The organism is Staphylococcus sp. FW104-15G4D (assembly GCF_058790135.1).
The window spans coordinates 402,352-428,674 of the sequence record NZ_JBYTCH010000002.1 but is presented as its reverse complement, the minus strand read 5'-3'; the positions used below and the strand labels follow the sequence as shown (position 1 = coordinate 428,674).

Sequence of the window (26,323 nt, the reverse complement as noted above, 5' to 3'; positions counted from 1 at the left end):
CTAAACTGCTTTTACAAGTTTAAATTGGTAAACGTGCCCCTCACTCATAATTAGAATAGAAGGTTTTGAGGTCACTGTATCATTTTGACAATATGACATTTCTCAACTTTAATAGTTATAAAGTCGATTAACGATTTCCAAATACGATTAAATATTGAAAAATAGACAAATTTAAATAGTTAGGAGAGCACGAATCTAAAATGAATTTTTTCAAACTCATTACGATAATTTGTTCCTTAATTCCAATAGAGTTTATCGGCCTAAATATTGATTATCATACGGGGTCACTAATAGGTTATATTCCATTTGTGATTGTCGCGCTCTTAGTGAGTTTATCTATTTTTAAAACTGGTATAAAAAATAACATAGGCATTGTAATATGTAGGGTCATTGGGATATTTCTCTCTTGGATATGTGTTCATTTATTTATGAATGTTTATAATTCATCAGGTTATTTCACCCCATTTTCGACAGATGGTTTTGCAATATTTCTAGGAGCCATTCATGTCATAGTCATTATAATTATCTATTTAGTTATCTATAGTTTCTCTTCTCTAAATAAGTGATTGTATCAATATAGACACAAAAGGCTAGTTTAATGCCTAACCGCGTAAGGATTATTTTTAAAAGTGACTTATAAGTAACTGTTTCTGATTCTGTTCATCATATTCCTTACGCATATACAGTGCTCTAATAAGTAATACAAGAACAATTATCAATATAACCCCAATAATACTAAAAATTCAGAAAATTACTATAATATAAGTTTAATCCATTTGAATGGACTTTAAGTTCTGATAGTATGAGTATGAATGTGAATTGAAAGGAAGTACAGTTATGAACAAATCAGATTTACTTGCTCCAGAGAAATATAATATTATTTCTGAAATTGAAAAATACGCTTCAGATTCATCTAAAAAAGCGATTATTTATAAAGATAACGAACATGATAATATTTCAGTAAGTTATGAAGAGCTATTGCAAAATGCAAATAAAGTAGGGAATGTCTTTTTAAAACATGGTCTTAAAAAAGGTGACAAAGTATTAATCATGATGCCACGCGCTATCGCCACATACGAATTATACATCGCTGCGTTAAAATTGGGTATCGCAATTATACCAAGCTCAGAAATGTTACGTACAAAAGATTTACAATATCGAATTACACATGGTGAAATTGATGCAGTGATTGCATTTCACACATTAACTAAAGAATTTGAAGGCGTTAAAGAATACGAGGAACTTACTAAATTCATTATTGCTGGTCATCAAGATGGTTGGATTTCTATTGAAGATGAAAAAGCTAACGAAAGTAATGAACTTGAAAGTGCTGAAACGACACGTGATGATTTAGCAATTCTTTCATATACTTCGGGAACTACTGGTAATCCTAAAGCTGTTACACATTCTCACGGCTGGGGATATGCGCACTTACAAATGGCACCGAAACATTGGCTATGTATCAAAGAAGATGATCTTGTGTGGGCAACGGCTGCTCCAGGTTGGCAAAAGTGGGTATGGAGTCCGTTCTTATCAATACTAGGAACTGGCGCAACAGCCTTTGTATATAATGGACGTTTCCAACCAGAAACGTATCTTGAATTATTACAAGATTATCAAATTAATGTATTATGTTGTACGCCGACTGAATATCGTATGATGGCAAAATTAAGTAATCTAAATGACTATCATTTAGAACATCTACACAGTGCGGTTTCAGCAGGCGAGCCACTTAATCGTGAAGTTGTAGAGCAATTTAAGAACAACTTTAATCTTACAGTAAGAGATGGTTATGGTCAGACTGAAAGTACATTGCTTATCGGTTTTCTTAAAGATACAGAACCACGTACGGGGTCTATGGGTAAAGGCATTCCAGGTAGTTTTGTCACAATTATTGATGATGATGGTAATGAAGTTCCACCTCAAACTAAAGGTAATATCGCTGTGCCATTAGATTTGCCTGCATTATTTAAAGGATATTATAAAGATGAGGAACGTACGAAAGCGGCTTCAGCAGGTGATTATTATGTCACAGGAGATTTAGCGCATAAAGATGAAGATGGCTATTTCTGGTTTGAAGGACGTCGTGATGATATTATTATCAGCTCTGGCTATACAATCGGTCCATTTGAAGTAGAGGACGCATTGACGAATCATCCTGCTGTTAAGGAATGTGCAGTGGTTGCTAGTCCTCACGAGATTCGTGGTAATATTGTTAAAGCCTTTATCATTTTACAAAATAACTATGAAGGCAATGATGAACTAGTTAAAGAACTTCAGACATTCTGTAAAAATGAAGTGGCCCCTTACAAATATCCTAGAGCAATAGAATTTGTCGATGATTTACCAAAAACAAATTCTGGTAAAATTCGCCGTGTCGAACTGCGTGATGCGGAAATTGCAAAATACAATAACCAAGATTAATTTAATTCGTACTATAAAGTTATAATTATGTATTAAACTGTCGATTCAGTATTAAACTGAGTCGACAGTTTTTTGTGTATAACATATTTATATTTTCACTAATGTTGTTTTAAAGGCTTTTATTCACGTAATCGTAATTTTTATGAAATCCTTTTCATAAAAATAGTTGTAATTATTCTTTTAATATGACATACTCAAAAATGATTAGTATGACATATTAAAAGAAGAGGTGGTCTATGATGACACAATATATTTATGCATTTGACGAAGGACGCATTTCAATGAAAGATTTATTAGGTGGGAAAGGTGCTAACCTGTCTGAGATGAAACGTTTAGGTTTACCGGTACCTGATGGATTTACAATTACAACCGAGGCATGTATTGATTACTTAAAACAAAATGAACAATTGCCAACAGAAGTTAAAACACAATTGATACATCACTTAACGTCCTTTTCAGAAAGAACAGGAAAATCATTCTCCTCTGACGAAGATTTATTATTAGTTTCAGTGCGTAGTGGCGCAAAAATTTCTATGCCTGGAATGATGGATACTATCCTTAATTTAGGTTTGAACGATGACAACGTGAAGAAACTTGCTGATAAAACAAATGATGCACGCTTCGCCTATGACTGTTATCGACGTTTATTACAAATGTTTGGTGAAGTCGTTTATGGTATCCCTATGATGGCATTTGATACATATTTTGATGATTTCAAAAATAAACATAATTACAAGAACGATGCGGATATACCTGCTGACGGCTTGCAAACGATATGTGAAAGGTTTAAAGAGATTTACCGAGAAGAGGTATATAAGCCATTTCCTCAAGAACCATTAAAGCAATTAGAGGAAGCGATTGAAGCGGTATTCAAATCTTGGGATAACGATCGAGCGCGTGTATATAGAGAATTAAATGATATTCCGCATGATATTGGAACTGCAGTCAATGTGCAAGAAATGGTATTTGGTAATAGTGGAGAACAGAGTGGTACAGGTGTTGCGTTTACCAGAAACCCAGTTACTGGTGATAACCAATTATTTGGAGAGTACTTACTTAATGCGCAAGGTGAAGACGTTGTAGCAGGAATTAGAACACCACAAGATATTGATACATTAAAGGCGCAAATGCCAGAGGTTCATCAAGAATTTGTTGAAGTGACAAAGCAACTTGAAACACACTATAAAGACATGCAAGATATCGAATTTACGATTGAAAACGGCAAGCTTTATTTACTTCAAACACGTAATGGGAAACGTACGGCAAGAGCTGCCATTGAAATTGCTGTGGATATGGTTAATGAAGGTTTAATCACTCGCAAAGAGGCAGTAGCGAATGTGGATGTAAAATCAATCGATCAATTATTGCATCCTAATTTTAAGGAAGAAGCCTTAGAGCAAGCAACTGTTATTTCGAAATTAGGGTTACCTGCAAGTCCAGGTGCAGCAACAGGCCAAGTCGTCTTCTCAGCTGAAGATGCGAAAGAACAAGCTGAAAAAGGTCATCGTGTAGTTCTGATGCGTCCGGAAACGTCCCCAGAAGATATTGAAGGTATGATTGCTAGTGAAGCTATCGTTACAACTCATGGAGGTATGACATCTCATGCAGCAGTTGTGGCAAGAGGGATGGGTAAATGTTGTGTTACAGGTTGTTCAGATGTTGAAATCGATACTCTAAATAAAACGGTTTATTATTCAGATGGCGAATTGAATGAAGGTGATGTGGTTTCGGTAGATGGTTCCACAGGAGATTTATATGTAGGTGAGATTGAAACGGTCAATGCAGAACACAGTGAAGCATTTGAACAATTTATGGAATGGTCTGAAGAAACTGCGCGCTTACAAGTCAGAATGAATGCCGAAACACCTCAAGATATTAAAGCAGGATATAATTTTGGTGCTAAAGGGATTGGACTTGTAAGAACAGAGCATATGTTCTTTGGAGCTGAGCGTTTAATAGAGATGCGCCGATTTATTTTAGCTTCAGACCATGAAGCACGTATTGGTGCATTAGAGAAGATTAGAACGTATCAAGTAGAGGATTTTGAAGCTATATTTAGACTTTCTCAAGACCGACCTACAATTGTGCGCTTATTAGATCCACCATTACATGAATTTTTGCCAAGCTCAGATGAAGACATCGCAAGCGTTGCCGAACAACTTGATATTCCTAAAGATGTATTACGTAAGCGTATCGCTGAACTCAACGAAGTTAATCCTATGTTAGGTCACCGTGGTTGTCGCTTAGCTATAACTTATCCTGAGTTATACGAAATGCAAGTAGAGGCGATTATTGAAAGTGTATTGAAACTTAAGAAAGAGGGCATAGAGTGTCATCCTGAAATTATGATTCCACTTGTTTCAACTGTTGAAGAGTTTATTACTCTAAAAGGCCGTTTAGCAGAAACAATTACTCAATTGGAAAATGACGCAAAAACAAATGTGAATTATCTTATTGGTACAATGATCGAAACACCGAGAGCATGTTTAATTGCGCAACAACTCGCACAACATTGTGATTTCTTTAGTTTCGGTACAAATGATTTAACACAATTAACTTATGGTTTTTCAAGAGATGATGCAGGGAAATTTATAAACGTGTATACTGAAAGTAACATTTTACAGATTGATCCATTCCAAACATTAGATAAAGATGGTGTGGGACAATTGATTCAATACGCGGTTGAACAAGCTAAGCAAATAAAACCAGAGATCAAGATAGGCGTATGTGGTGAACTTGGTGGTGATGCTAAATCAATTCATCAATTTAATCAATGGTCTATTGACTATGTATCATGTTCGCCATTCAGAGTACCTGGTGCGATATTAGCTACTGCTCAAAGTCAGGCGGAGGAAAGCGAGCGATAAGGTGGAAGAGAAGAACGATCAAGTTTTAAAGTTATTTATTGTTTCGGATTCAATTGGGGAAACGGCACAACGTATGATTCATGCTACATTAACCCAATTCCCAGATTTGACCCAAGTTGAGATTAAGAAATTTCCGTACATTAAAGATGAACAAGAATTTCTTAATGTGCTTCAACTTGCTCGAGAACAAAATGCAATTGTAGCGACAACATTAGTGAGCGAATCATTTAATGCTTTAGGTCATCAGTTTGCGAAAGAACATGATATTCCATACGTCGATTATATGTCAGAGTTAATTCGAATAATTGAAACGCATACAGATGCTAAACCTTTAATGGAAAGTGGCGCATTACGTAAACTTAATGATGAATATTTCAAACGTATTGAAGCTATTGAATACTCAGTCAAATATGATGATGGTAAACATTTTACAGATATTGGTGAAGCGGATGCGTTAATTGTAGGAGTTTCACGTACGTCTAAAACACCATTAAGCATGTATTTAGCCAACAAAGGTTATAAAATAGCAAACATCCCTTTAGTACCGGAAGTTGCCATTCCAGACAATGTATTTCAACAAAAGGGACTAAAAGTGTTTGGCTTAACTGCAAGTCCGAACTATATTGCAAACATTCGTCGCAATCGTGCTGAAACGTTAGGGTTATCTGCTGAGTCTACATATAATAGTTTGGAACGAATTAAGAAAGAACTCTCTTATGCAGAAGAAGTTTTCAAAAAATTGAATGCTACAGTCATCAATACTGAGTATAAATCTATTGAAGAATCTGCATTTTATATAGAAAAGTTTTTAATGCAACGTTAAATTGCTTATTTTAACAGTACGAGGTTGAAGTAGAAAACTTTAACTTTGTGCTGTTATTTCATGTTGATGTGGGTGTGCATTAAGAGCAATATTGTAGTCGGATTAAAAGAGAAAAAATATTTTGTAATTAATATATTTTAGTATAAAAAAATTATTATTAAACAATTGAATAATCTTAGTTAGAATAATTTACATTTCCTTATTGTTGCTTTAACATAGAAGTGTAGTAACTAGTAAAGAGTTTAAGATGCTCTTTAATTTTTGGAGTTGTGAATTGGGATTTAATAAAAGAACAACTCTAATGTACTGGTGTAATATATTTTAAATTATTTGAGAGGTGAACAACATGGCAAAGTCTGAGAAAAAAGACGTTGTATTAATTGGTGCCGGTGTACTTAGTACAACATTCGGTTCAATGTTAAAAAGCATCGAACCTGAATGGGATATCCATTTATATGAACGTCTAGATCGTCCCGGTATTGAAAGTTCAAATGAACGAAACAATGCGGGTACAGGACACGCTGCGTTATGTGAATTGAACTATACAGTTCAACAACCAGATGGTTCAATTGATATCGAAAAAGCAAAAGAAATCAACGAACAATTTGAGATTTCTAAACAATTCTGGGGTCACTTAGTAAAAAGTGGACAAATTGAAAATCCTAGAGAGTTTATTCATCCATTACCACACATTAGTTTCGTACGTGGTAAAAATAACGTGAAATTCTTAAAAGATCGTTATGAAGCAATGAAAAACTTCCCAATGTTCGATAATATCGAATATACAGAAGACTTTGAAGAAATGAAAAAATGGATTCCGTTAATGATGGAAGGTCGTGAAAATAACGGTGGCGTTATGGCGGCTAGTAAAATTGATGAAGGTACAGACGTTAACTACGGTGCTCTTACTCGTAAAATGGCTAAAAACCTTCATGACTCTTCAAACGTTGAAGTACAATACAATCATGAAGTTGTAGACTTTGAACGTTTATCTAATGGTAAATGGTTAGTTAAAATTAAAAACCGTAATACTGGTGATGTATTTGAACATCAAACAGATTATGTATTTATTGGTGCCGGCGGTGGAGCGATTCCACTTCTACAAAAAACTGGCATTCCAGAAAGTAAACACTTAGGTGGATTCCCAATTAGTGGTCAGTTTATTGCTTGTACTAACCCTCAAGTTATTGAACAACACGATGCCAAAGTATACGGTAAAGAACCACCTGGCACACCACCTATGACAGTTCCTCACTTAGATACGCGTTATATCGATGGTGAAAGAACATTATTATTTGGACCATTCGCGAATATTGGACCAAAATTCCTTAAATTTGGTTCTAACCTTGATTTATTCAGATCTGTTAAGCCATATAACATCTCAACATTATTAGCTGCAGCAATTAAGAATGTGCCATTAATTAAATATTCAATTGATCAAGTGATTATGACTAAAGAAGGTTGCATGAATCACTTACGTACATTCTATCCTGAAGCACGTGATGAAGATTGGCAATTATACACAGCAGGTAAGCGTGTACAAGTTATTAAAGATACTGAAGAGAATGGTAAAGGCTTCATTCAATTCGGTACTGAAGTTGTGAACTCTGAAGATCATTCAGTTATCGCTTTATTAGGTGAATCACCAGGAGCTTCTACTTCAGTTTCAGTTGCATTAGAAGTATTAGAACGTAATTTCCCTGAATATACTTCTGATTGGAAACCGAAAATTAAAGAAATGATTCCTTCTTATGGAGAATCATTAATTAATGATGAACAATTAATGAGAAAAATCCGTAAACAAACTTCAAAAGACCTAGAACTAGGTTATTATGATAAAGCTAAAAAATAGAATAGATATTTTTAACGTGTGAGATGTAAAGATGTCTCACACGTCTTTTTTATATACAAATATTTCACCTCATGCCTAGAATATTAATTAATTTTAATAAATAAAGGTAAGAGATACAATGGAGTCAAAGTTAGAGTCGAAGGAGTTTGATGATATGACAAATGAAAATATCTTTGATCAACAGTTTTGGAAAGAGGCTTGGGACAATGATCCTAATACACAAGATAAAAGAATGAAACGTGCAGGTTTAGGTCAACCTGATGCTCCAGGCTTTGAAAAATGGGCTGAAAATTTTAATAAAAATTCTTTTACTGAAGAGAGTCAAAAAAGAGTAAAACGAATTATGTCATGGATTCAGAATCAAACAGGAGGATTTGAAAACCTAAGTATACTGGATGTTGGTGCTGCTTCAGGAGTGTTTAGTATACCGTTCTCAAAAGAAAGCGCTAAAGTTACTAGTCTTGAACCCTCATCCATATTGCACGGTATGTTAAAAGATAATGCGCAACATTATGGTGTAGAGATTGAAACAATTAATGAATCATTTGAAAATATTGAAACGACAGAGATTAAAAAATTCGATTTAGTCTTTGCATCAATGTGTCCTGCAGTAACAACATGGGAAGCCGTGGAAAAAGCTATAGATATAGCTCATCAATATGTTTATGTCAGCTTAATAGCAGGACCTAAAGAAAACTCAATCGTGGATGAGGTCGTTGCTTTTCTTGAATTAGAACCTTCGCCGATGACTGCTGATTTATATTATTTATTGCAGCTACTTTATTGCAATAACTATACGTATGAAACCTTAATTGAGCGTCATACACAACATGCTGAAAAAAGTGTAGATGAAGTCATGCGTCAATTACCTTCTTGGTTAAAAGAAGTGGAAATTGAAATGAATGCGCAACAAAAAGAGAGTATTGAACAATATTTACGAGATAAATATGGCGATCATGTACCCGTAGTTACAGGTGGTAAGTTTGGGAAAGTACTTATCACATTACAAGACTAAATGTATTGAAGGTACGACTTCTAAATGCCGTTTTAACAGTATTTGTTAAAATGGTATTTATTTTTCGAAAAATTATTACGATATATCGTTGACATATTTCGATATATCGCTTAGGATATTGATATATCGAAATAACAAATAAAGAAAGGTGATTTAAATGTTCAGAAGAAGACCTGAAATGATAAGACAAAGAATGGAGCGATTTGAAGGATTTGATTTTGGCAGAGGATTTGGTGGTCCGAGAGGCGGCGGTCGTGACCGCTTTTTCAAGAAAGGCAATTTACAATTTGTCATTCTTAAAATGTTGAAGGAAGAATCACGTCATGGATATCAAATTATTAAAGATTTAGAAGAACGTTTTAAAGGCTTCTATTCACCTAGTCCTGGATCTGTTTATCCTATCTTACAAATGTTAGAAGATAGAGAATTTGTATCAATCTCTAAAGATGGTAAAAAGAAAGTGTACTCAATCACTGAAGAAGGTGAGAAGTTCTTAGAGGAGAATATTAATAATGATGAATTTACACAACGAATGGAACAGTTTCAAAATATAGACTTTGAGCAATTAAAAGCATCAAGAGAACAATTACATGAGGTGTTCCAAGGATTTATGAAAGCGAGTCAGCAAGCACTACAAGATGAAGAATTGAAAAAAGAGTTTGACCAATTTGTAGAAGAAACAAAAGCACGTTTGGAACAATTTTCTAAATAAAAATAGATAGTGGGGGAGTTCAAATGAATATAAAAGATGTTAAAAGCGTAGGTATTATTGGAGGAGGACCTGGTGGATTAATGCTAGGACTTCTTTTGCAACAACAAGGATTTGAAGTGTCAATTTTTGAGAAAGCTGGGTTAGATGTAAATCGAGACCGTGGAGGTTCCTTAGATATTCATGAGGAGAGTGGCCAGTTACCATTAAAAGAAACAGGTATTATTGATCGATTTAGAGAGCTTGCTCGTTTTGAGGGTGAAGATACTCGCGTTTTAGATAAAAATGGTAAGGTTTATTATGAAGAAACAGCCGATCCTGAAGTTGAGGGAGGACGTCCAGAAATTGATCGTGGTGAACTATGTGATATCATCAGTGAACAATTAAGTGAAGGCACAGTAATATATGGTAAAGCGTTCGAATCACTTCGTCGCTTAGACAATGGACAAGTTGAAGTCTCATTTGTTGAGGGAGATACAGCTGAGTTTGACTTTGTAGTTGGGGCTGATGGAGCATTTTCAAAAGTGAGACCTTATTTAGCAAATGTGGACGTAGAATATAATGGTATTTCAATGGTTGAACTAAATGTAGAAGATGCATACAATCAATATCCTGATTTAGCAGCGTTTAATAAAAATGGGAAAATGATGGCATTTGGTGACCATAAAGCAATTCTTGGTCAAGTGAATGGCAATGGAAGAATTAAAGTATATATGTCTTATCAAATGGATTATGAGGAATTTGAAAAATTTAAAGGAATGAGTAAGTCAGAAATTAAAGAACAGTTGTTACAAGATTTCTCGGACTGGGACGAAGATTTAAAAAAATATATTGAATATGCTGGTGATGATGTACTCTTACGTCGAATTTACAAATTGCCTATAGGGTTTAAGTGGGAGAATCAATCTAATCTCACTTTAATCGGAGATGCAGCGCATTTAATGAGTCCATTTGCAGGCGAGGGTGTTAATATGGCATTCTACGATGCATATTTATTAGCGAAAGCACTTAAAGAGAATAATAATTTACAAGATGCGTTGAAAGAATATGAAGCATCTATGTATGAAGCTTCAGAACAGAGTGCAAGTGAGTCTCAAGCTAATTTAGAAGAAATGTTTGGTGATGACGCTGCTCAAAAATTTGGCGATTTCTTTAATCACATTGGTGAATTGTTTGAAGAGCATCAAGCACAAAAATTAGATAATAAATAATAAAAAGTATAAAGAAATGCCGTGTGGTCAAATAGATTACCACACGGCATTTTATATTAGGTTAAGCAAGATAATGTTGCATAACCGGAATGATAGACGGGCTTCAGTGAGCAGGTTTTTCGGCAGAAACTCTCAAAGTCTCGTCAAAACTACAAAACAGTTTTGCTCGCTTTTCGGTTCTGCTCAAAACCTAAGCGCTCACTTCCGCACCTTAATTTTTATTTACTGATGCGTCATAGATTGAATCTACTGCGTCGCCTAACGCTTTATCGAATTCTTCTTGAGATTGGCTAGCGCGTAAGTCGCTTGCTAATGCACGTGAGAAGCTTGCGATTAATTCATCGTTGTCTTTTAATAATTTGTTAGCTTCGTCTCTGCTATAACCGCCAGATAATACAACGACACGTACAACGTTAGGATGGTCAGCTAATTCTTTGTATAAGTTAGCTTCAGTAGGAATGGTTAATTTTAACATTACTAATTGATCATCATTTAATGCGTCTAAGCCTTTTTTGATTTCAGCTTTTAATACTTTTTCAATTTCAGCTTTGTCTTTTGCATTAATGTTTACTTCTGGTTCGATGATTGGTACTAACCCTTTAGCAATGATTTTTTTAGCAAATTCGAATTGTTGTTCAACAACGTCTTTGATACCTTGTTCATTTAATTCTAAGATATTAGAACGCATTTTAGTACCAAAGATATGACGTTCATTTGCACGGTCTAATGTTTCGTCTAAGTCATTGATAGGTTTCATTAATTGAACACCATTTTGTTGTTCAGCTAAACCTTTATCGACTTTTAAGAAAGGTACAATACCTTTGTCAGCTAAGTAATCACCAGTATATTTACCTTCTACTTCACGATCCATTGTTTGTTCGAATAGAATTGCACCTAAGATTTTATCAGGTGAAAATGATGGTGAAGTTACTACGCGAGTACGCATATCATGTACAAGTTGGAACATCTCATCTTCATTGCTATATTGGTCTTCATTAATGCCATATTCTTTAAGCGCTTTAGGAGTACTACCGCCACTTTGGTCTAATGCTGCGATAAATCCTTTGCCATTAGTCATTTTTTCTAATTGTTCTTTATTCATACTTTCCACTCCTTAACTTAACTTTCATTTATAGTATGATAAAAAATATTTTTTATCTCAAGCTTTTCAACTCGAAAAATGTGTAAAAGTATTCTGAATATTGTATTAAGTCATAAATTTGACGTAAATTAGAATTATATTGCTGACAATGTAAAAGTATAAGGCTTATTTCTTATCAAGTTGAAGTGAAAATTTCATAGGGTACATAAGGTCTTCATATAGCTCAAATGTTTTTAAGAATATTCCTTACATCGCTCTGAAACTTTAAGAAACCTATACCATGAATATAAAAAACTCAGTGCAAAAGTTTTGTGTACTTTTCACACTGAGTATTGATATATGCAACCTAAATCAGTTTAGAATAGCATTTTGTCACTACCGAACGTATCACCAAGCGCTTGTTGAGCAAGCACGTTGAGGTAATTCCATGGACGATCGTAGTCAGGTTGGAAGAAGAAATCTTGTACGGCTAATTGTTCTAGTGTATATCCTGCTGATATCGCCATAGAAATTGTATTGATAGAAGCTGTAACATCTTCTGTAGACATGACTTGTCCACCTAAAATTTGATGACTATCTTCATCGTAAATGATTTTCATGTGAATTGTAGTTTCGTCTTGCATGAATTTTGGATGGATCAGTTCTTCAACATATTTTTGACCTAAATTGCCATCATAACTATCAGCTTCTGTACCGTGTACACCAGTTTGTCCAAATTTATAATCAAATAATTGCAATCCAGATGTTCCGGATACTCTTGGCATAGTCATATTTTTACCAGTCATATTTTTTGCTGCTACGACACCTTGACGACGAGAGTTTGTCGCTAAAGCAATGTAACGATCTTCTTCAACTGGAGCGAATGGTACAAGTGTTGCGTCGCCACCGGCATATACATCTTTAGCAGAAGTTTGTTGTTGATGGTCAATATTGATAATACCTTTTTCGCCTAATTCAATTTTGCCATCTAACCATTCAGTTGCAGGTGTAACACCGACTGCGAATAAAACAGTATCTGCTTCATATTCATTTTTATCGGTTACAACTTTTGTTACGTTTCCATTGTCATCACCAGTTAATGATTGAACGGTTTCACCGCCTTTGAAGTAAAGACCATGTTTTTCTGAATTTTGTTGTAAAATGTCAGTGAATTCTTGATCTAAATACGTATTTAAAATTCTATCTGCAATGTCAACTATCGTTGTTTCAATACCTGCTTTAGCGAAGGCTTCGGCAGCTTCGATACCAATATAGCCACCACCTACGACAACCGCTTTTTTAGCTTGAGGCATGCGTTGCTTAATTTGATCTGCCCATTCACGACCACGCATAAATAGTACGTTATTATACTGATCAATGCCGTCAATTGGAGGAGTAACTGGTTTACCGCCAGGACTTAAGAACAATTTGTCATACGTTACTTCATTAGATTGTCCATTTTGTTCTACAGTTATCATTTTTTTATCTGTATTTAAGTCAGTAACAGTACTGTTTACATGGATGTTAACTCCTTGTTCTTTATAAGAAGCTTTAGAAGCATAGTGTAATGAATCTAATGACGGTGAAACATCTTCTAAATAGCTTTGAATACCACAAGATAAGAATGAAGGTTTATCTCCACTTTCAAATACATGAATTTCAGCATTTGAATCTTCTTTTAAAAGTGTTTCAATCACTTCATAACCAGCATGTGATGTACCAACGACTACATATTTCATGATTAAATTCCTCCTTAAGACTTTGTTAATCTATAGTAAAATGCGTAAGCATTATTAGAATTAATGTTTACATTATTATTATTTCCGTTTTAATTATCGATTATTCAATTTATCATTGCTATAATGTTGGATTTCAAAAAATCGTCAAAAAAGGGCCATACCATAGTGATGAAACACTATCATATGACCCTCTATCAATAAAATTTAAATTTATTAGATTATGAAGTTTTTTCTCTACGTTTGCGTCCGCCAATTAATAATCCGCCTGCTAGAAGTGACGTACCAGCGATTAAATCCATCCCTACATGTGTGTCATTATGACCTGTTTCAGGAAGTGAAGATTTAGAATGCTTTGGTAAATCAGAAGATTTTACGTCTCCTACATAGAATGAATTAAGTTCTCTAGTAGAATCAACGGCTACTTCTTTTTTGGCCACGTGTTTAGGTTCTTTATAAGGTTTTGTTGTGATATCTTGGCCAGTATAACAATCTTCGCTATTCAAAGTGCTATAATTACCAAAGTTTCCACTTTTATATTGAACCTCACCATCTTTATAAACTTTATAAGTACCCACACCTGCACCAGATTTATTATTAATACCGATTTCGTAGTAGTCCCCTTTATCTTTTACGGCATTGAAATTCTGTAAGTTGGGATTGCCACCGCTGTTTTTCATAGCTTGTTGTGCTACGTCTTTTGCATTATTTGCAGTTACTTCATCCGCTTTTGCTTCAGAAACATTTGCAGTCGTAAATAATACTGCCCCAGTTATTACAGTTGTTGCAATAAGAGAAACCTTGTTCACAATGATAACCCCATTTCGAATTTGAGAATTTAGAATTTGAAATAATGTTTTCTACGCTTTTAGTGTACCACCTGAATAAAATAATCATACCGGTTTAAAAGAAACATTATTGAAACTTTAAGATAAGTTAAAGAAGTTAATATATCCTCACGATTTGTTCATATTTACTTATCAATTTATTCATAAAATGTCTTCGATAGAGTGCAATCAACATGTGATATGTAATTTTAAAATAACTATACACTTTAGTTTACATACACTATATAATTAATTTATATAGTAGTTTATATGTATTAAGCATCAAGCTATTCATTTTCAGAAAAAAGGGGATTAATAGGTATGAAAAAAATGGTGAGTGCATGTCTAGTGACATCTTTATTATTAGCAAGTTGTAGTACGGGGCAAAGTAATGACAATAAAGGAAGTTCAAATCTTTCAGACGATAAATCTCAGTCATCTAAAAGTAATAAAAATTCTAAAAATAATAATTCAAATCATGCATCAAGTCAAAGTTCTAATGACAAGAGTCAAGAGGACGCTAATCAGGAGAATACGCATTCAAATACTTATTATGCGAAAGTATGGTTAACGGCATTAGAAAGCTATAGGGGAAACAGTGATATAAAATTTGACGATTTAGATATTAAACATGGGGATGTTTCAGGTAAATTAATTGATCCTTATTTACCTGATGTTTCTGTAAAATTTCCAGAAGGAACTGAAATTTTGACTGCAAGCGTTCATGCTGCTGGGTCAGTCTATTATAAAAATAATGGAGACGGTACGATAACGATTTATCCCGTGCCATCACAATTTAACGGTCCGATTTACGGTGATGAATATGGCAAGAAAGAATCACAACGTGTACTAGACAAAGCTTCAACTGTAAAATTATATGACGCAAGTGATAGTGAAATTAATAAAATAAGTGCATTAATGTCATCAGAACCTGCAAGTTATGGAGATCCAATCGATACTCAATCAAGTTCAGATTCAGATGATGATAATAGTTCAGATAGTACTACAGTGACACGAAGTAATGTAATCGATTTGGTGGAAGATTATGAAGGACACAAATTAGATACTGACACATATACTTACAAAGAGCCTGAAGAAGACAGTGATGGCAATTGGGGATTCTCATTTACAGATAAAGATGGGGAACTCGCAGGCTCTTACATTATAGATCAAGATGGCATTGTTACTAAGTATGATAAACATGGTGATGAGGAATAATAAATAGTAAGAAAGGTCCAGAACAAATAGCTTCTGGGCCTTTTAATTATAAGTGTTTCTTAGCAATCGTAGGTATACTGATAGCCATGAGAATCATGAATAAGATATGAGCTTCCATCCACAATGCATATGCATTCCAACTGAATTTAAACAATGAACGTTGGGCAATCGCAATTAAAAATGGGTACATGACTATAAAAATAATCGTTAAAGGAACAAATGCTAAGTAATATAGGGGCTTGGAGTAATGATAAATAATTAAAAAAACGATATAGATTACGATACCTATACTTAAATGAATCAACCCTTCAACAATTGTAGGCACTTTCTTCGGGTCAATTAAGAAATCAATATTAAGTAATAGCTGGGTTAAATGCGTCTTTTGAAATAGAACGTCCATCACAATAGTAGTGATTAATAATATAGCGCTGATGACAATTGCACTTAATAAATGATAACCATATCTAAGCCACATAAATTTATCCTCCATAATAATTTTACTTTTTATTATTCCCATAATTAAACAATTTAGACATTTCTATTTGAGTGGTTGAATTCATTTTTAAATTAATAAACCCAAACAATATTTTAATAATTCAGAAAATATTTACAAATCAGAAAATTATTAGTATATTGAGTACTATCATATTACTGGGAATTCATTTTAAGACTGATAAAAAGTGACTCAAAAGCGTTATGAGAAGGAATAATACAGTATAAGAAATGGATGATAAAGCCTAGGGAAGGTGAATTTATCATGAGTAAAGCAAAAAATTTAATTAATGAAGATGAAAAGTATTTCGCTAAGTCAGGACGTATTAAATATTATCCTTTAGCTATTGATTATGGCTATGGTGCGACGCTAGTAGATGTAGATGGAAAGGAATATATAGATTTATTATCAAGTGCAAGTTCGCAAAATGTGGGGCATGCACCTAAGAAAGTCACAGATGCTATTAAAAAACAAGCAGAAAAATTTGTTCATTATACGCCAGCATATATGTATCATGAACCACTTGTACGTTTATCAAAGAAGATTTGTGAAATAGCTCCTGGAGATTTTGAAAAAAGAGTAACGTTTGGTTTAACTGGATCTGATGCTAATGACGGTATTATTAAGTTTGCTCGTGCCTATACCGGACGTCCCTATATGATTAGTTTCACAAACGCATACCACGGTTCAACGTTTGGCGCTTTATCGATGTCAGCTATTAGCTTAAATATGCGAAAACACTATGGACCATTACTTAATGGTTTTTATCATATTCCATTTCCAGACAAATATAGAGGGATGTTTGAACAATCAACATCTAATACAGTGGAAGAATATCTTGCGCCTCTCAAAGAAATGTTTGCGAAATACGTTCCAGCAGAAGAGGTCGCATGCATTGTAGTAGAGACAATACAAGGTGATGGAGGCTTACTTGAACCTGTATCAGGTTATTTTGAAGCCCTACAAGATTTATGTCACCAGCATGGTATTTTAATTGCAGTTGACGATATTCAACAAGGAATAGGACGTACAGGTAGATGGAGTTCTGTGGATCATTTTAACTTTACTCCTGATTTAATTACTTTTGGAAAGTCTCTAGCTGGAGGTTTACCAATGTCAGCTTTGGTAGGTCGTAAAGAAATTATGGAAAGCCTTGAAGCGCCAGCGCATTTATTTACTACAGGTGCCAACCCTGTTAGTTGTGAAGCGGCATTAGCTACATTAGAAATGATAGAAGAGGAAGATTTATTAACCGCTGCCACTGAAAAGGGGAACTACGTACGCCAGCGAATGAATCAATGGATGACACAGTTTGAGAGTGTAGGAGATGTACGAGGTGTTGGATTATCAATAGGTATAGATATTGTGTCTGATAAGGAAATTAAGACACGAGATTCAGAAGCAGCATTGAAAATTTGTAATTATTGCTTTGAGCATGGAGTTGTAATCATTGCAGTCGCAGGAAATGTATTGAGATTTCAACCACCACTAGTAATTACTTATGAACAACTTGATACAGCACTCGATACCATTGAGAATGCACTTAAAGCATTGGAAAAAGGTAACTTAGATCAGTATGAAATTACCGGTCAAGGATGGTAATGAATCAAAAAGATTCTCATTTTATTAAAACTAAATGAGGATCTTTTTTTTATAAAAAAAGGCACAAGTGCTGTAAAAACAACACTTGTGCCACTTAGTATTTATTATTTCGGTGCGTGATATTCTTCTTCATCATTTTTCTTAGAGTGTTTCAGTCCATAAAGTAAGTAAATAACAATACCTACAACGAACCATATTAAAGTATATAATTTAGCTTCAAAGCTTAGTCCCCAGAATACAAGTAATACGAGTACAAATGTAATAGCTGGTAATACTGGATATAATGGTAATTTGAAATCTGGTTTTGGTAAATCCTTACCTTCACGTTTTCTTAAGCGATACATTGCCAGTGATACAAACATAAATGCTACGAGTGTACCTGCAGAAATTAATTGTGCTAAAAAGTTGAATGGGAACATTGAACCTATTACCACACCAATAATTGTTAAAATAAGTAAAGCTCTGTTTGGTAAGTGCTTATGATTTAATTGACTTAACCATGAAGGTAGTAATCCGTCGCGACCAAATGAATACAATAATCGTGATCCGGCTAACATCATACCGATTAAAGCAGTGAACATACCGATAACTGAAATCGCTTGAACCACTGCCGCTATAATTCCATGGCCACTTTTACGTAGAGCCCAACCTACTGGTTCAGCATTGTCTGCATATTGTGAGTAATGGAACATACCAACTAAGACTAATGCCACGGCTACAAATAGTACAATGGCTACTGCAAGAGAACCTAAAATCCCTCTAGGCATTGTTTTTTGAGGGTTAATAGCTTCTGCAGAGTTTGCAGCAATTGAATCAAATCCAATATATGCTAAGAAAATCATTGATACACCAGCATATATACCTTGCCATCCACCAAAATCACCTGATTTTGTAACTTTATGCTCAGGCACAAATGGTACGAAGTTACTAAAGTTGATTGCTGTTAAACCAACAATGACAAATAAGATAATTGCCAAAACTTTAAGTATAACTAGGATATTTTCCATGCGAGCGGCTTCAGTCACACCACGAGAAAGTAATAACGCAGTTAATATAATTACGACAGCAGCGATGATGTCTATTACACCGCCTTTATTGCCGAAAGTATTCGACAACGCGTTAGGTAATGTGATACCAATCGGGGCGATAAGACCTCTTAAGTTAGCTGAAAATCCGGAAGCAACAAAGGCTACCGCAATAAAGTACTCAGCAAGTAATGCCCATCCAGCAACCCATCCGAAGAATTCTCCAAATAATACATTAATCCATGAATATGCTGATCCTGCGAAAGGCATAGTCGATGCCATTTCAGCATATGTAAAAGCTACAAGACCAGCCACTATAGCTGCTAATAGGAACGATAAAGCTACTGCTGGACCGGCGTGCTCTGCAGCAACAACTCCTGGTAGAGTGAAAATGGATGTAGAAACAATTGTACCGACACCTAACGCAAGAAAGTCACGAACACGTAATGTGCGTTTAAGGTGTCCATCTTTATTTTGATAAATTGTTGGATTCTCTTTACGAGTAATCCGGTTAAAAAAACTAGACATAATAAACCTCCACTTACTAATAAGACATCTATTTCGAGCAGTCATGGTGTTTATAGAGATTGTTATAGTCCTTATATAAACATCACGAGTGACCAGCTATTTCTAATAATTTATATCATAGCATAGAATTTTCTTATTTTGTCTAAAAATTCTGAAAAATTAAAGCTTTTCTATCTCTCTTTTGATGAATAAATCAAATGTAAGCATTTCACGAAATGATAAACTTGATTATATCAGATATACAAAAAATAAAAATAGAATTTTTAACGAAATTTTTACCAATATTTTACAATTTACATTTATGGGTTATAAAACGGATAAATTAACATTCTATAGTGGCAAGGTGTAAAATATGATTGAAAAAATAGAAAAGAGGTGGTAGCTATTTCATTAGACAAATATCTCACACAAAATATTTATCAATTTAAAGAGATGGCTATTGCATTGACATTTGTTGGTGGATATATAGATGCTTATACCTTTTTAGAACGTGGAGGCACTTTAGCAGCGGGTCAAACTGGTAACCTCATCTTTCTAGCTTCTGAAGTCTCTCATCATAACCTTGATGGTGGATTGTTAAAGATTATTTCAGTTATCTCATTTATGATAGGTGTCATGTTTGTTTCATTAATACATGCGAAAATAGCTACAAGATATTGGCGTCTTATCGCTTTACTACCAATCACAATGAGTAGCATCACAGTGGGTTTTATACCTGCATCAATACCGAACATCTATATTATTCCACCTTTAGCATTTAGTATGGCCATGCTTACTACTGCGTTTGGTAAAATAGAAGGTGAAGGATATGCTAACACATTTTCAACAGGTAATTTAAAAAAAGCTGTGATTGCGCTAAGTGAATTTATTATAAATAAAGACAAAGTACAATTGAGTAAATCATTGCTTTACATTAGAATAGTAATAAGTTTTGTTGTGGGGGCTATTATATCTGCGTTACTTCAAAAATATATGGGAATCTATACAATTTTAATAGCTGCATTCATTTTAATTAGCGTTTTAATATTTTATAGCTTTCTGATTTATCGCAGAGAACGTAATATTCAGTAATATTAATTTGCATAAGGATGAGTAAAGAAATGGAAATTAAACAGATAAAATATTTCGTAGAAGTCGTTCGCCAAGGGGGAATGACACAAGCGTCAGAACATTTATATATTGCTCAATCAACGATTAGTAAAGCTATAAAAAATATCGAGAATGAATATGATATTACTTTATTCGATCGTTCTCAGAAACAAATTAAATTGACAGATATTGGCCAAACATTTTATGACAATAGTCTAGAATTTTTGGCTCTATTTGAGAAACTATCATTAGAAATGAACGATGTAGTCAATGTTCAAAAGGGCCATATTAAGATAGGACTTTCACCCATGATGAATGTTCAAATGTTTACAAATGCGCTTAATCAATTTCACAAGTTATACCCTAATGTGACATACGAAGTCATTGAAGGTGGAGGGAAAATAGTAGAGAACTTAACTGCTAATGACGATGTAGATATAGGTATAACAACGTTGCCTGTGGACCATTCATTATTCCATTCTGTTTCCTTATACAATGAAGAGTTATTACTAGTAGTCAGTAACGATCATCATCTCTCGGATATGGAAAAGGTAGACCTAGCAGAATTAAAAAATGAAGAATTTGTATTGTTCCACGATGATTATTATCTTAAAGATCAAATTATAGAAAACTGTAAACGTATAGGTTTCTATCCTAAGACAGTCGCTAACATCTCACAAATTAGCTTTATTGCTAACATGATTCAACAAGGTATAGGTATTAGTATTGTACCTGAAAGTTTAGTACGTTTAATGGGAGATAATGTAACGTCCATTCAATTAGAAAATGTAGAACTCTCATGGCATTTAGGTGCCATATGGAGAAAAGATGCTTATTTAAATTATGTAACACGCCAGTGGATAGACTTTATTTCAACACTCCAACCAGTTAAATAAATTTTAAACGCGACTTCTAATTAATTTGTTAGAGGTCGTTTTAGTTTATAAGAGAATATAAAATTAAAGAAAAATGTTTCCATAACGCGTATATTATTTACCACGATTTACGATTAAAAGATCTCATAGCTATTGATATATTATATTTTTCTATATATAAACCATTCCTTTTAAGAATACTTATAATCGTTATTATGTATTTTATTAATACATGTTTTCGTACTATAATTAATTATGTAATAAAGTTAGTCACTAAATAAAACATTTTGAACAAATTGTAACAATTTCGTCACTGAAATAGTGATTTTATAACTAAGGACAATTAAAATTCTAGTTATTTTAATGAAAATATTATAAAAATAAAACTAAGCACATTAATTGTGTCACTTTATTGCGAAGGAGTCGTTAAAATGAAAAAATTTAGTAAAAAAGTTGTATTAATTGGTGATGGATCAGTAGGTTCTAGCTATGCATTTGCTATGGTTACTCAAGGGATTGCAGATGAATTTGTCATCATTGACATTGCGAAAGATAAAGTAGAAGCAGACGTGAAAGATTTAAATCACGGCGCACTCTACAGTGCATCACCAGTCGTAGTAAAAGCTGGGGAATACAGCGATTGTAAAGATGCAGACTTAGTTGTCATTACAGCAGGTGCACCACAAAAACCAGGAGAAACACGCTTACAACTTGTAGAGAAAAACACTAAAATTATGAAAAGTATTGTATCAAGTGTAATGGATAGTGGTTTCGATGGTTTCTTCCTAATCGCAGCTAACCCTGTTGATATTTTAACTCGCTATGTTAAAGAAGTCACAGGCTTACCAGCTGAACGCGTTATTGGTTCAGGTACTGTTCTTGATAGTGCGAGATTTAGATATTTAATTAGCCAAGAGCTAAATGTTGTGCCATCAAGTGTACATGCAAGCATTATCGGTGAACATGGTGACTCTGAACTTGCAGTTTGGTCTCAAGCAAATGTTGCAGGTATCTCAGTATTTGATACTTTAAAAGAACAAACAGGCAGTGAAGCTAAAGCTGAAGAAATATATGTGAACACTAGAGATGCTGCTTACGATATCATCCAAGCTAAAGGTTCTACTTATTATGGTATAGCTTTAGCGCTTTTACGAATTTCTAAAGCATTATTAAATAACGAAAATAGTGTTTTAACTGTATCAAGTCAACTTAATGGGGAATATGGACATAAAGAAGTTTACTTAGGTGTCCCAACATTAATTAACCAAAATGGTGCAGTTAAAATATATGAAACACCTTTAAGCGATAAAGAGAAACAATTATTTAAGCAATCAGTTCAAACACTTGAAGAAACATACGACTCAATTAAACATTTAGTATAACGCATGCTTAAAATTCAAAAGAAATAAAGAAATTAAATTTTTGAAAGGATATGAAATGAATGGCTGACAAACAATATTCAGCAGCAGATATGGTAATTGACACTTTAAAAAATAATGGAATTGAATATGTATTTGGTATTCCGGGAGCAAAAATTGACTACTTATTCAATGCATTAGAAGATGATGGTCCAGAATTAATTGTTACACGTCATGAGCAAAATGCTGCAATGATGGCACAAGGAATCGGACGCTTAACTGGTAAACCAGGCGTTGCACTTGTAACGAGTGGTCCAGGAGTTAGTAATTTAACAACTGGATTACTTACTGCTACATCTGAAGGTGATCCAGTATTAGCAATCGGTGGTCAAGTTAAACGCAATGACTTATTACGTTTAACACATCAAAGTATTGATAACGCAGCACTATTAAAATCATCTACAAAATATAGTGCTGAAGTACAAGACCCAGAATCTTTATCAGAAGTGATGACTAATGCCATGCGTACAGCAACGTCAGGTAAAAATGGTGCAAGTTTTATTAGTTTTCCACAAGACGTTATCTCTTCACCAGTTGAAGCTAAAGCAATTTCACTTTGTCAACAACCTCAACTTGGTGTACCAGCTGAAAAAGATGTTCAAGCAGTCATTGATGCTATCAAAAATGCAAAATTCCCAGTTTTATTAGCTGGTATGAGAAGTTCAAGCCAAGCTGAAACAGAAGCTATTCGTCAGTTAGTTGAAAAAACAAGTCTCCCTGTCGTTGAAACATTCCAAGGTGCAGGTGTGATTAGTCGTGAATTAGAAAATCACTTCTTCGGTCGTGTAGGTCTCTTTAGAAACCAAGTTGGTGATGAATTATTAAGAAAAAGTGATTTAGTAGTCACAATTGGTTATGATCCAATCGAATATGAAGCAAGTAACTGGAATAAAGAATTAGACACTAAAATTATTAATATCGATGAAGTTCAAGCAGAAATCACAAACTACATGCAACCAGTCAAAGAATTAATTGGTAATATCGCTGGTACAATTGAACTTATTTCAGAACATGTTGATGAACCATTTATTAATCAAGATCATTTAGATGAACTTGAAAAATTAAGAGCAGAGATTATTGAGGCTACTGGTATTAAAGCGACGCATAAAGATGATGTGATGCACCCAGTTGAAATCATTGAATCTATGCAAAAAGTTTTAACTGATGATACTACAGTAACTGTAGATGTTGGAAGTCACTACATTTGGATGGCACGTAAATTTAGAAGTTATAATCCAAGACATTTATTATTTAGTAACGGTATGCAAACACTTGGAGTGGCACTTCCTTGGGCAATTTCAGCTGCACTTGTCCGTCCTAACACACAAGTTGTCTCTGTAGCTGGTGATGGTGGTTTCCTATTCTCAGCTCAAGATTTAGAAACAGCTGTACGTAAAAACTTAAACATTATTCAATTGATTTGGAATGATGGGCGCTATAATATGGTTGAATTCCAAGAAGAAATGAAATATCAACGTTCTTCAGGTGTAGACTTTGGTGCCGTTGATTTTGTTAAATATGCAGAATCTTTTGGAGCAAAAGGTTTACGTGTATCTAACCAAGAAGAGTTAGAAGCAGCTATAAAAGAAGGTTATGAAACAGATGGTCCTGTATTAATCGATATCCCAGTTAACTACGAAGATAATGTTAAATTATCTACAAACATGTTACCGAATGCTTTAAATTAATTTGAAAGCGTATGTGTTTGTTAAATCATTTTCCAGGATATAAAAAAGAACGCATTCTAGAGAGATAGGTCATCTTTAGTTTGCGTTTCTTAAAGTAATAAGAAATGAATATTAATAGGAGTGAAAAGTAATATGACTAATGTATTGTACCAACACGGAACGCTAGGAACTTTGATGGCAGGTTTATTAGAAGGAACTGCTTCAGTTAATGAGTTACTAGAACATGGGGATTTAGGTATTGGGACACTTACAGGTTCAAATGGTGAGGTCATTTTTATAGATGGTAAAGCTTACCATGCAAATGAACATAAAGAATTTATTGAATTAACTGGCGATGAAATGACACCATATGCTACAGTCACTCAGTTTAAGGCAGACAAAAATTTCAGTATTTCAGATAAAAATCAAGACGATGTTTTTGATGAAGTTAAAAAAGAGATGACAAGCGAAAATATGTTTTCTGCTGTGAAAATTTCAGGTACATTTAAAAAAATGCATGTACGTATGATGCCTGGTCAAGAACCACCTTATACACGTCTTATTGATTCAGCACGTAGACAACCTGAAGAAACACGTGAAAATATCAAAGGTTCTATTGTTGGATTCTTCACACCAGAATTGTTCCATGGGGTGGGTTCAGCAGGATTCCACATTCACTTTGCTAATGATGATCGCGACTTTGGTGGTCACATATTAGATTTTGAAGTAGATAATGTTAATGTAGAGATTCAAAACTTTGAAACGTTTGAACAACACTTCCCAGTAGATGCGAAATCATTTACTGACGCTGAAATTGACTATCAAGATATTGAAGATGAAATTAGAGAAGCTGAATAACAAAAGTTAATCCCAAAGGCGATAGATAATGTCGCTTTTGGGATTTTTTTATGAATTGATATTCAATTATAAATCTTTGGTTTCTATAAATTTAAGATGATAAGCCTTTAAGAAAGTATAAACTGTATCTAGATAAGGCGTGTTAAGTTTATGAAATCTAGCCTTTTGATAGATATACCCCTGAATAGCTTCAACCTCTAAGGGTTGCTGATTTAAAACATCATAATACATACTTGTTCCCATTTCATCAGGATAACCTTGATAAATCTTCATAATGTCATCGATTGTCTGATCTGGAAAATGAATCCCCTCTGATTGAGCAACTTGTAACCCATCGTTAAGAATAGAACGACATATTTCTTTCATGTGTGTTGATTGTAATATTTTAGCGGGTTGATGCCCTATAGCAGTAATTGAATTAATTCCCAAGTTAACAAGAAGTTTATACCAAATTTTGTTTTGGATATCACTTTCTAAAATAAGTTCAATCTTAGAAGAAGAAAGCTGCTGTTTTAACTTACGAGTATCTGATGAGTCTTGTAGATGTAAGCGATAATCACGAAAGTGAGTGATTTTATCGTTTCTTTTTTGACCACTAATATAGACAACAGCTTGATAAACATGTTGGTGAGGAATATGTTGTGATTGACCATAACCATTTTGGGCTAAGATTATAAGTGAATCTTTATGGGCTATAGTTGGTAATTGCTTAATGACGTTTTGAAGTTGATGTGTTTTAACAGCGATGATTATGACATCGAATGAATGATGCGTGTTATCGTATGAAACAACATCAATGTTTTGTGCTTGAGAAGTATTTTCCGGGAAATAGGTCATTGTTTTATTATGGCGACCAATGAGTTGTGTATCAGGTAAGGCAGCTTTTAATTCAGCAGCAATCGTTGTTCCAACAGCCCCTGGACCAATAACGGCAATTGTCATAATATAATTCTTTCCTTTCTTGGTGCAATTCATTATACTATTGCTAATAATAAAGGAAATTGA

The 26,323-nt window shown here is 34.1% G+C and carries 21 protein-coding genes; 15 read left to right on the top strand and 6 right to left on the bottom strand.

All coding sequences use genetic code 11. The features are described from left to right. Window positions 1-200: 200 nt before the first annotated feature. The 8 genes from AC3WQX_RS08465 (at window position 201) to AC3WQX_RS08430 (ending at window position 10,901) form a co-directional block, all read left to right on the top strand. Entirely contained in the window at window positions 201-566 is a 366-nt protein-coding gene (locus AC3WQX_RS08465) for a hypothetical protein (RefSeq protein WP_030059172.1), read from the top strand. A 271-nt stretch (window positions 567-837) separates the two neighbouring features. Next, window positions 838-2,424, top strand: coding sequence for an acyl-CoA synthetase MbcS (mbcS, locus tag AC3WQX_RS08460; protein ID WP_030059171.1), 1,587 nt, complete (start codon window positions 838-840; stop codon window positions 2,422-2,424). Window positions 2,425-2,663: 239 nt separating this feature from the next. Further along, entirely contained in the window at window positions 2,664-5,291 is a 2,628-nt protein-coding gene (gene ppdK, locus AC3WQX_RS08455) for a pyruvate, phosphate dikinase (RefSeq protein WP_037550613.1), read from the top strand. Window position 5,292: 1 nt separating this feature from the next. Continuing rightward, a complete protein-coding gene (locus AC3WQX_RS08450) occupies window positions 5,293-6,114 on the top strand; it encodes a pyruvate, water dikinase regulatory protein (RefSeq protein WP_002432738.1) in 822 nt (273 codons plus the stop codon). Window positions 6,115-6,460: 346 nt separating this feature from the next. Next, window positions 6,461-7,966 (top strand): L-lactate dehydrogenase (quinone), encoded by a 1,506-nt coding sequence (gene lqo / locus AC3WQX_RS08445; protein ID WP_002432748.1) that lies wholly within the window; start codon window positions 6,461-6,463, stop codon window positions 7,964-7,966. Between the two features lie 154 nt (window positions 7,967-8,120). Continuing rightward, window positions 8,121-8,981, top strand: coding sequence for a class I SAM-dependent methyltransferase (locus AC3WQX_RS08440; protein ID WP_193626818.1), 861 nt, complete (start codon window positions 8,121-8,123; stop codon window positions 8,979-8,981). Window positions 8,982-9,138: 157 nt separating this feature from the next. Continuing rightward, a complete protein-coding gene (locus AC3WQX_RS08435) occupies window positions 9,139-9,693 on the top strand; it encodes a PadR family transcriptional regulator (protein WP_002432898.1) in 555 nt (184 codons plus the stop codon). A gap of 23 nt (window positions 9,694-9,716) precedes the next feature. Beyond that, on the top strand, window positions 9,717-10,901 hold the full coding sequence (locus AC3WQX_RS08430) for an FAD-dependent oxidoreductase (RefSeq protein ID WP_030059066.1): 1,185 nt from the start codon (window positions 9,717-9,719) through the stop codon (window positions 10,899-10,901). Between the two features lie 211 nt (window positions 10,902-11,112). Here the strand turns inward: AC3WQX_RS08430 and AC3WQX_RS08425 are convergent, their stop codons facing one another. The 3 genes from AC3WQX_RS08425 to AC3WQX_RS08415 all read right to left on the bottom strand — a co-directional run bounded on the left by AC3WQX_RS08425 (window position 11,113) and on the right by AC3WQX_RS08415 (window position 14,527). Then, window positions 11,113-12,003 carry a fructose bisphosphate aldolase gene (locus tag AC3WQX_RS08425; RefSeq protein WP_002432552.1) on the bottom strand — a complete coding sequence of 297 codons (891 nt, stop codon included), beginning with the start codon at window positions 12,001-12,003 and terminating at the stop codon, window positions 11,113-11,115. 356 nt (window positions 12,004-12,359) lie between these two features. Then, entirely contained in the window at window positions 12,360-13,721 is a 1,362-nt protein-coding gene (locus AC3WQX_RS08420; protein WP_030059068.1) for an FAD-dependent oxidoreductase, read from the bottom strand. A gap of 218 nt (window positions 13,722-13,939) precedes the next feature. Next, entirely contained in the window at window positions 13,940-14,527 is a 588-nt protein-coding gene (locus AC3WQX_RS08415) for a hypothetical protein (protein ID WP_023351068.1), read from the bottom strand. Between the two features lie 339 nt (window positions 14,528-14,866). Between AC3WQX_RS08415 and AC3WQX_RS08410 the strand changes: the two genes are divergently transcribed. Next, the gene (locus AC3WQX_RS08410; RefSeq protein WP_070474513.1) at window positions 14,867-15,763 is read left to right on the top strand and encodes a YdeJ family lipoprotein; all 897 of its coding nucleotides are present in this window, start codon (window positions 14,867-14,869) and stop codon (window positions 15,761-15,763) included. Window positions 15,764-15,809: 46 nt separating this feature from the next. Here AC3WQX_RS08410 and AC3WQX_RS08405 read toward each other — a convergent pair whose 3' ends face one another. Continuing rightward, window positions 15,810-16,238, bottom strand: a complete 429-nt coding sequence (locus tag AC3WQX_RS08405; protein ID WP_002432723.1) for a hypothetical protein — start codon at window positions 16,236-16,238, stop codon at window positions 15,810-15,812. Window positions 16,239-16,520: 282 nt separating this feature from the next. Between AC3WQX_RS08405 and AC3WQX_RS08400 the strand changes: the two genes are divergently transcribed. Next, complete coding sequence (locus AC3WQX_RS08400; RefSeq protein ID WP_492740054.1) at window positions 16,521-17,858, top strand: aspartate aminotransferase family protein; 1,338 nt, start codon at window positions 16,521-16,523, stop codon at window positions 17,856-17,858. A gap of 104 nt (window positions 17,859-17,962) precedes the next feature. Here the strand turns inward: AC3WQX_RS08400 and AC3WQX_RS08395 are convergent, their stop codons facing one another. Then, on the bottom strand, window positions 17,963-19,411 hold the full coding sequence (locus tag AC3WQX_RS08395) for an APC family permease (RefSeq protein WP_030059074.1): 1,449 nt from the start codon (window positions 19,409-19,411) through the stop codon (window positions 17,963-17,965). A 375-nt stretch (window positions 19,412-19,786) separates the two neighbouring features. Here AC3WQX_RS08395 and AC3WQX_RS08390 point away from each other — a divergent pair, with 375 nt between their 5' ends. The 5 genes from AC3WQX_RS08390 to budA all read left to right on the top strand — a co-directional run bounded on the left by AC3WQX_RS08390 (window position 19,787) and on the right by budA (window position 25,318). After that, the gene (locus AC3WQX_RS08390; protein ID WP_002432493.1) at window positions 19,787-20,482 is read left to right on the top strand and encodes a YoaK family protein; all 696 of its coding nucleotides are present in this window, start codon (window positions 19,787-19,789) and stop codon (window positions 20,480-20,482) included. Window positions 20,483-20,511: 29 nt separating this feature from the next. Beyond that, a complete protein-coding gene (cidR, locus tag AC3WQX_RS08385) occupies window positions 20,512-21,396 on the top strand; it encodes a cidABC operon transcriptional activator CidR (RefSeq protein WP_002432944.1) in 885 nt (294 codons plus the stop codon). Window positions 21,397-21,806: 410 nt separating this feature from the next. Further along, on the top strand, window positions 21,807-22,757 hold the full coding sequence (locus tag AC3WQX_RS08380; RefSeq protein ID WP_002454082.1) for an L-lactate dehydrogenase: 951 nt from the start codon (window positions 21,807-21,809) through the stop codon (window positions 22,755-22,757). Window positions 22,758-22,816: 59 nt separating this feature from the next. Further along, the gene (alsS, locus tag AC3WQX_RS08375; protein WP_213667896.1) at window positions 22,817-24,481 is read left to right on the top strand and encodes an acetolactate synthase AlsS; all 1,665 of its coding nucleotides are present in this window, start codon (window positions 22,817-22,819) and stop codon (window positions 24,479-24,481) included. 132 nt (window positions 24,482-24,613) lie between these two features. Next, window positions 24,614-25,318, top strand: coding sequence for an acetolactate decarboxylase (gene budA, locus AC3WQX_RS08370; RefSeq protein ID WP_002432571.1), 705 nt, complete (start codon window positions 24,614-24,616; stop codon window positions 25,316-25,318). A gap of 66 nt (window positions 25,319-25,384) precedes the next feature. Here the strand turns inward: budA and AC3WQX_RS08365 are convergent, their stop codons facing one another. After that, window positions 25,385-26,260, bottom strand: a complete 876-nt coding sequence (locus AC3WQX_RS08365; protein ID WP_049427820.1) for an oxidoreductase — start codon at window positions 26,258-26,260, stop codon at window positions 25,385-25,387. Window positions 26,261-26,323: the final 63 nt, after the last annotated feature.

What these genes read in the sequence shown, in the direction of transcription:
- AC3WQX_RS08465 (WP_030059172.1), top strand. Translation starts at nt 201, where the DNA reads ATGAATTTTTTCAAACTCATTACGATAATTTGTTCCTTAATTCCAATA.
- mbcS (WP_030059171.1), top strand. Translation starts at nt 838, where the DNA reads ATGAACAAATCAGATTTACTTGCTCCAGAGAAATATAATATTATTTCT.
- ppdK (WP_037550613.1), top strand. Translation starts at nt 2,664, where the DNA reads ATGACACAATATATTTATGCATTTGACGAAGGACGCATTTCAATGAAA.
- lqo (WP_002432748.1), top strand. Translation starts at nt 6,461, where the DNA reads ATGGCAAAGTCTGAGAAAAAAGACGTTGTATTAATTGGTGCCGGTGTA.
- AC3WQX_RS08440 (WP_193626818.1), top strand. Translation starts at nt 8,121, where the DNA reads ATGACAAATGAAAATATCTTTGATCAACAGTTTTGGAAAGAGGCTTGG.
- AC3WQX_RS08435 (WP_002432898.1), top strand. Translation starts at nt 9,139, where the DNA reads ATGTTCAGAAGAAGACCTGAAATGATAAGACAAAGAATGGAGCGATTT.
- AC3WQX_RS08430 (WP_030059066.1), top strand. Translation starts at nt 9,717, where the DNA reads ATGAATATAAAAGATGTTAAAAGCGTAGGTATTATTGGAGGAGGACCT.
- AC3WQX_RS08425 (WP_002432552.1), bottom strand. Translation starts at nt 12,003, where the DNA reads ATGAATAAAGAACAATTAGAAAAAATGACTAATGGCAAAGGATTTATC.
- AC3WQX_RS08420 (WP_030059068.1), bottom strand. Translation starts at nt 13,721, where the DNA reads ATGAAATATGTAGTCGTTGGTACATCACATGCTGGTTATGAAGTGATT.
- AC3WQX_RS08410 (WP_070474513.1), top strand. Translation starts at nt 14,867, where the DNA reads ATGAAAAAAATGGTGAGTGCATGTCTAGTGACATCTTTATTATTAGCA.
- AC3WQX_RS08405 (WP_002432723.1), bottom strand. Translation starts at nt 16,238, where the DNA reads ATGTGGCTTAGATATGGTTATCATTTATTAAGTGCAATTGTCATCAGC.
- AC3WQX_RS08400 (WP_492740054.1), top strand. Translation starts at nt 16,521, where the DNA reads ATGAGTAAAGCAAAAAATTTAATTAATGAAGATGAAAAGTATTTCGCT.
- AC3WQX_RS08395 (WP_030059074.1), bottom strand. Translation starts at nt 19,411, where the DNA reads ATGTCTAGTTTTTTTAACCGGATTACTCGTAAAGAGAATCCAACAATT.
- cidR (WP_002432944.1), top strand. Translation starts at nt 20,512, where the DNA reads ATGGAAATTAAACAGATAAAATATTTCGTAGAAGTCGTTCGCCAAGGG.
- AC3WQX_RS08380 (WP_002454082.1), top strand. Translation starts at nt 21,807, where the DNA reads ATGAAAAAATTTAGTAAAAAAGTTGTATTAATTGGTGATGGATCAGTA.
- alsS (WP_213667896.1), top strand. Translation starts at nt 22,817, where the DNA reads ATGGCTGACAAACAATATTCAGCAGCAGATATGGTAATTGACACTTTA.
- budA (WP_002432571.1), top strand. Translation starts at nt 24,614, where the DNA reads ATGACTAATGTATTGTACCAACACGGAACGCTAGGAACTTTGATGGCA.
- AC3WQX_RS08365 (WP_049427820.1), bottom strand. Translation starts at nt 26,260, where the DNA reads ATGACAATTGCCGTTATTGGTCCAGGGGCTGTTGGAACAACGATTGCT.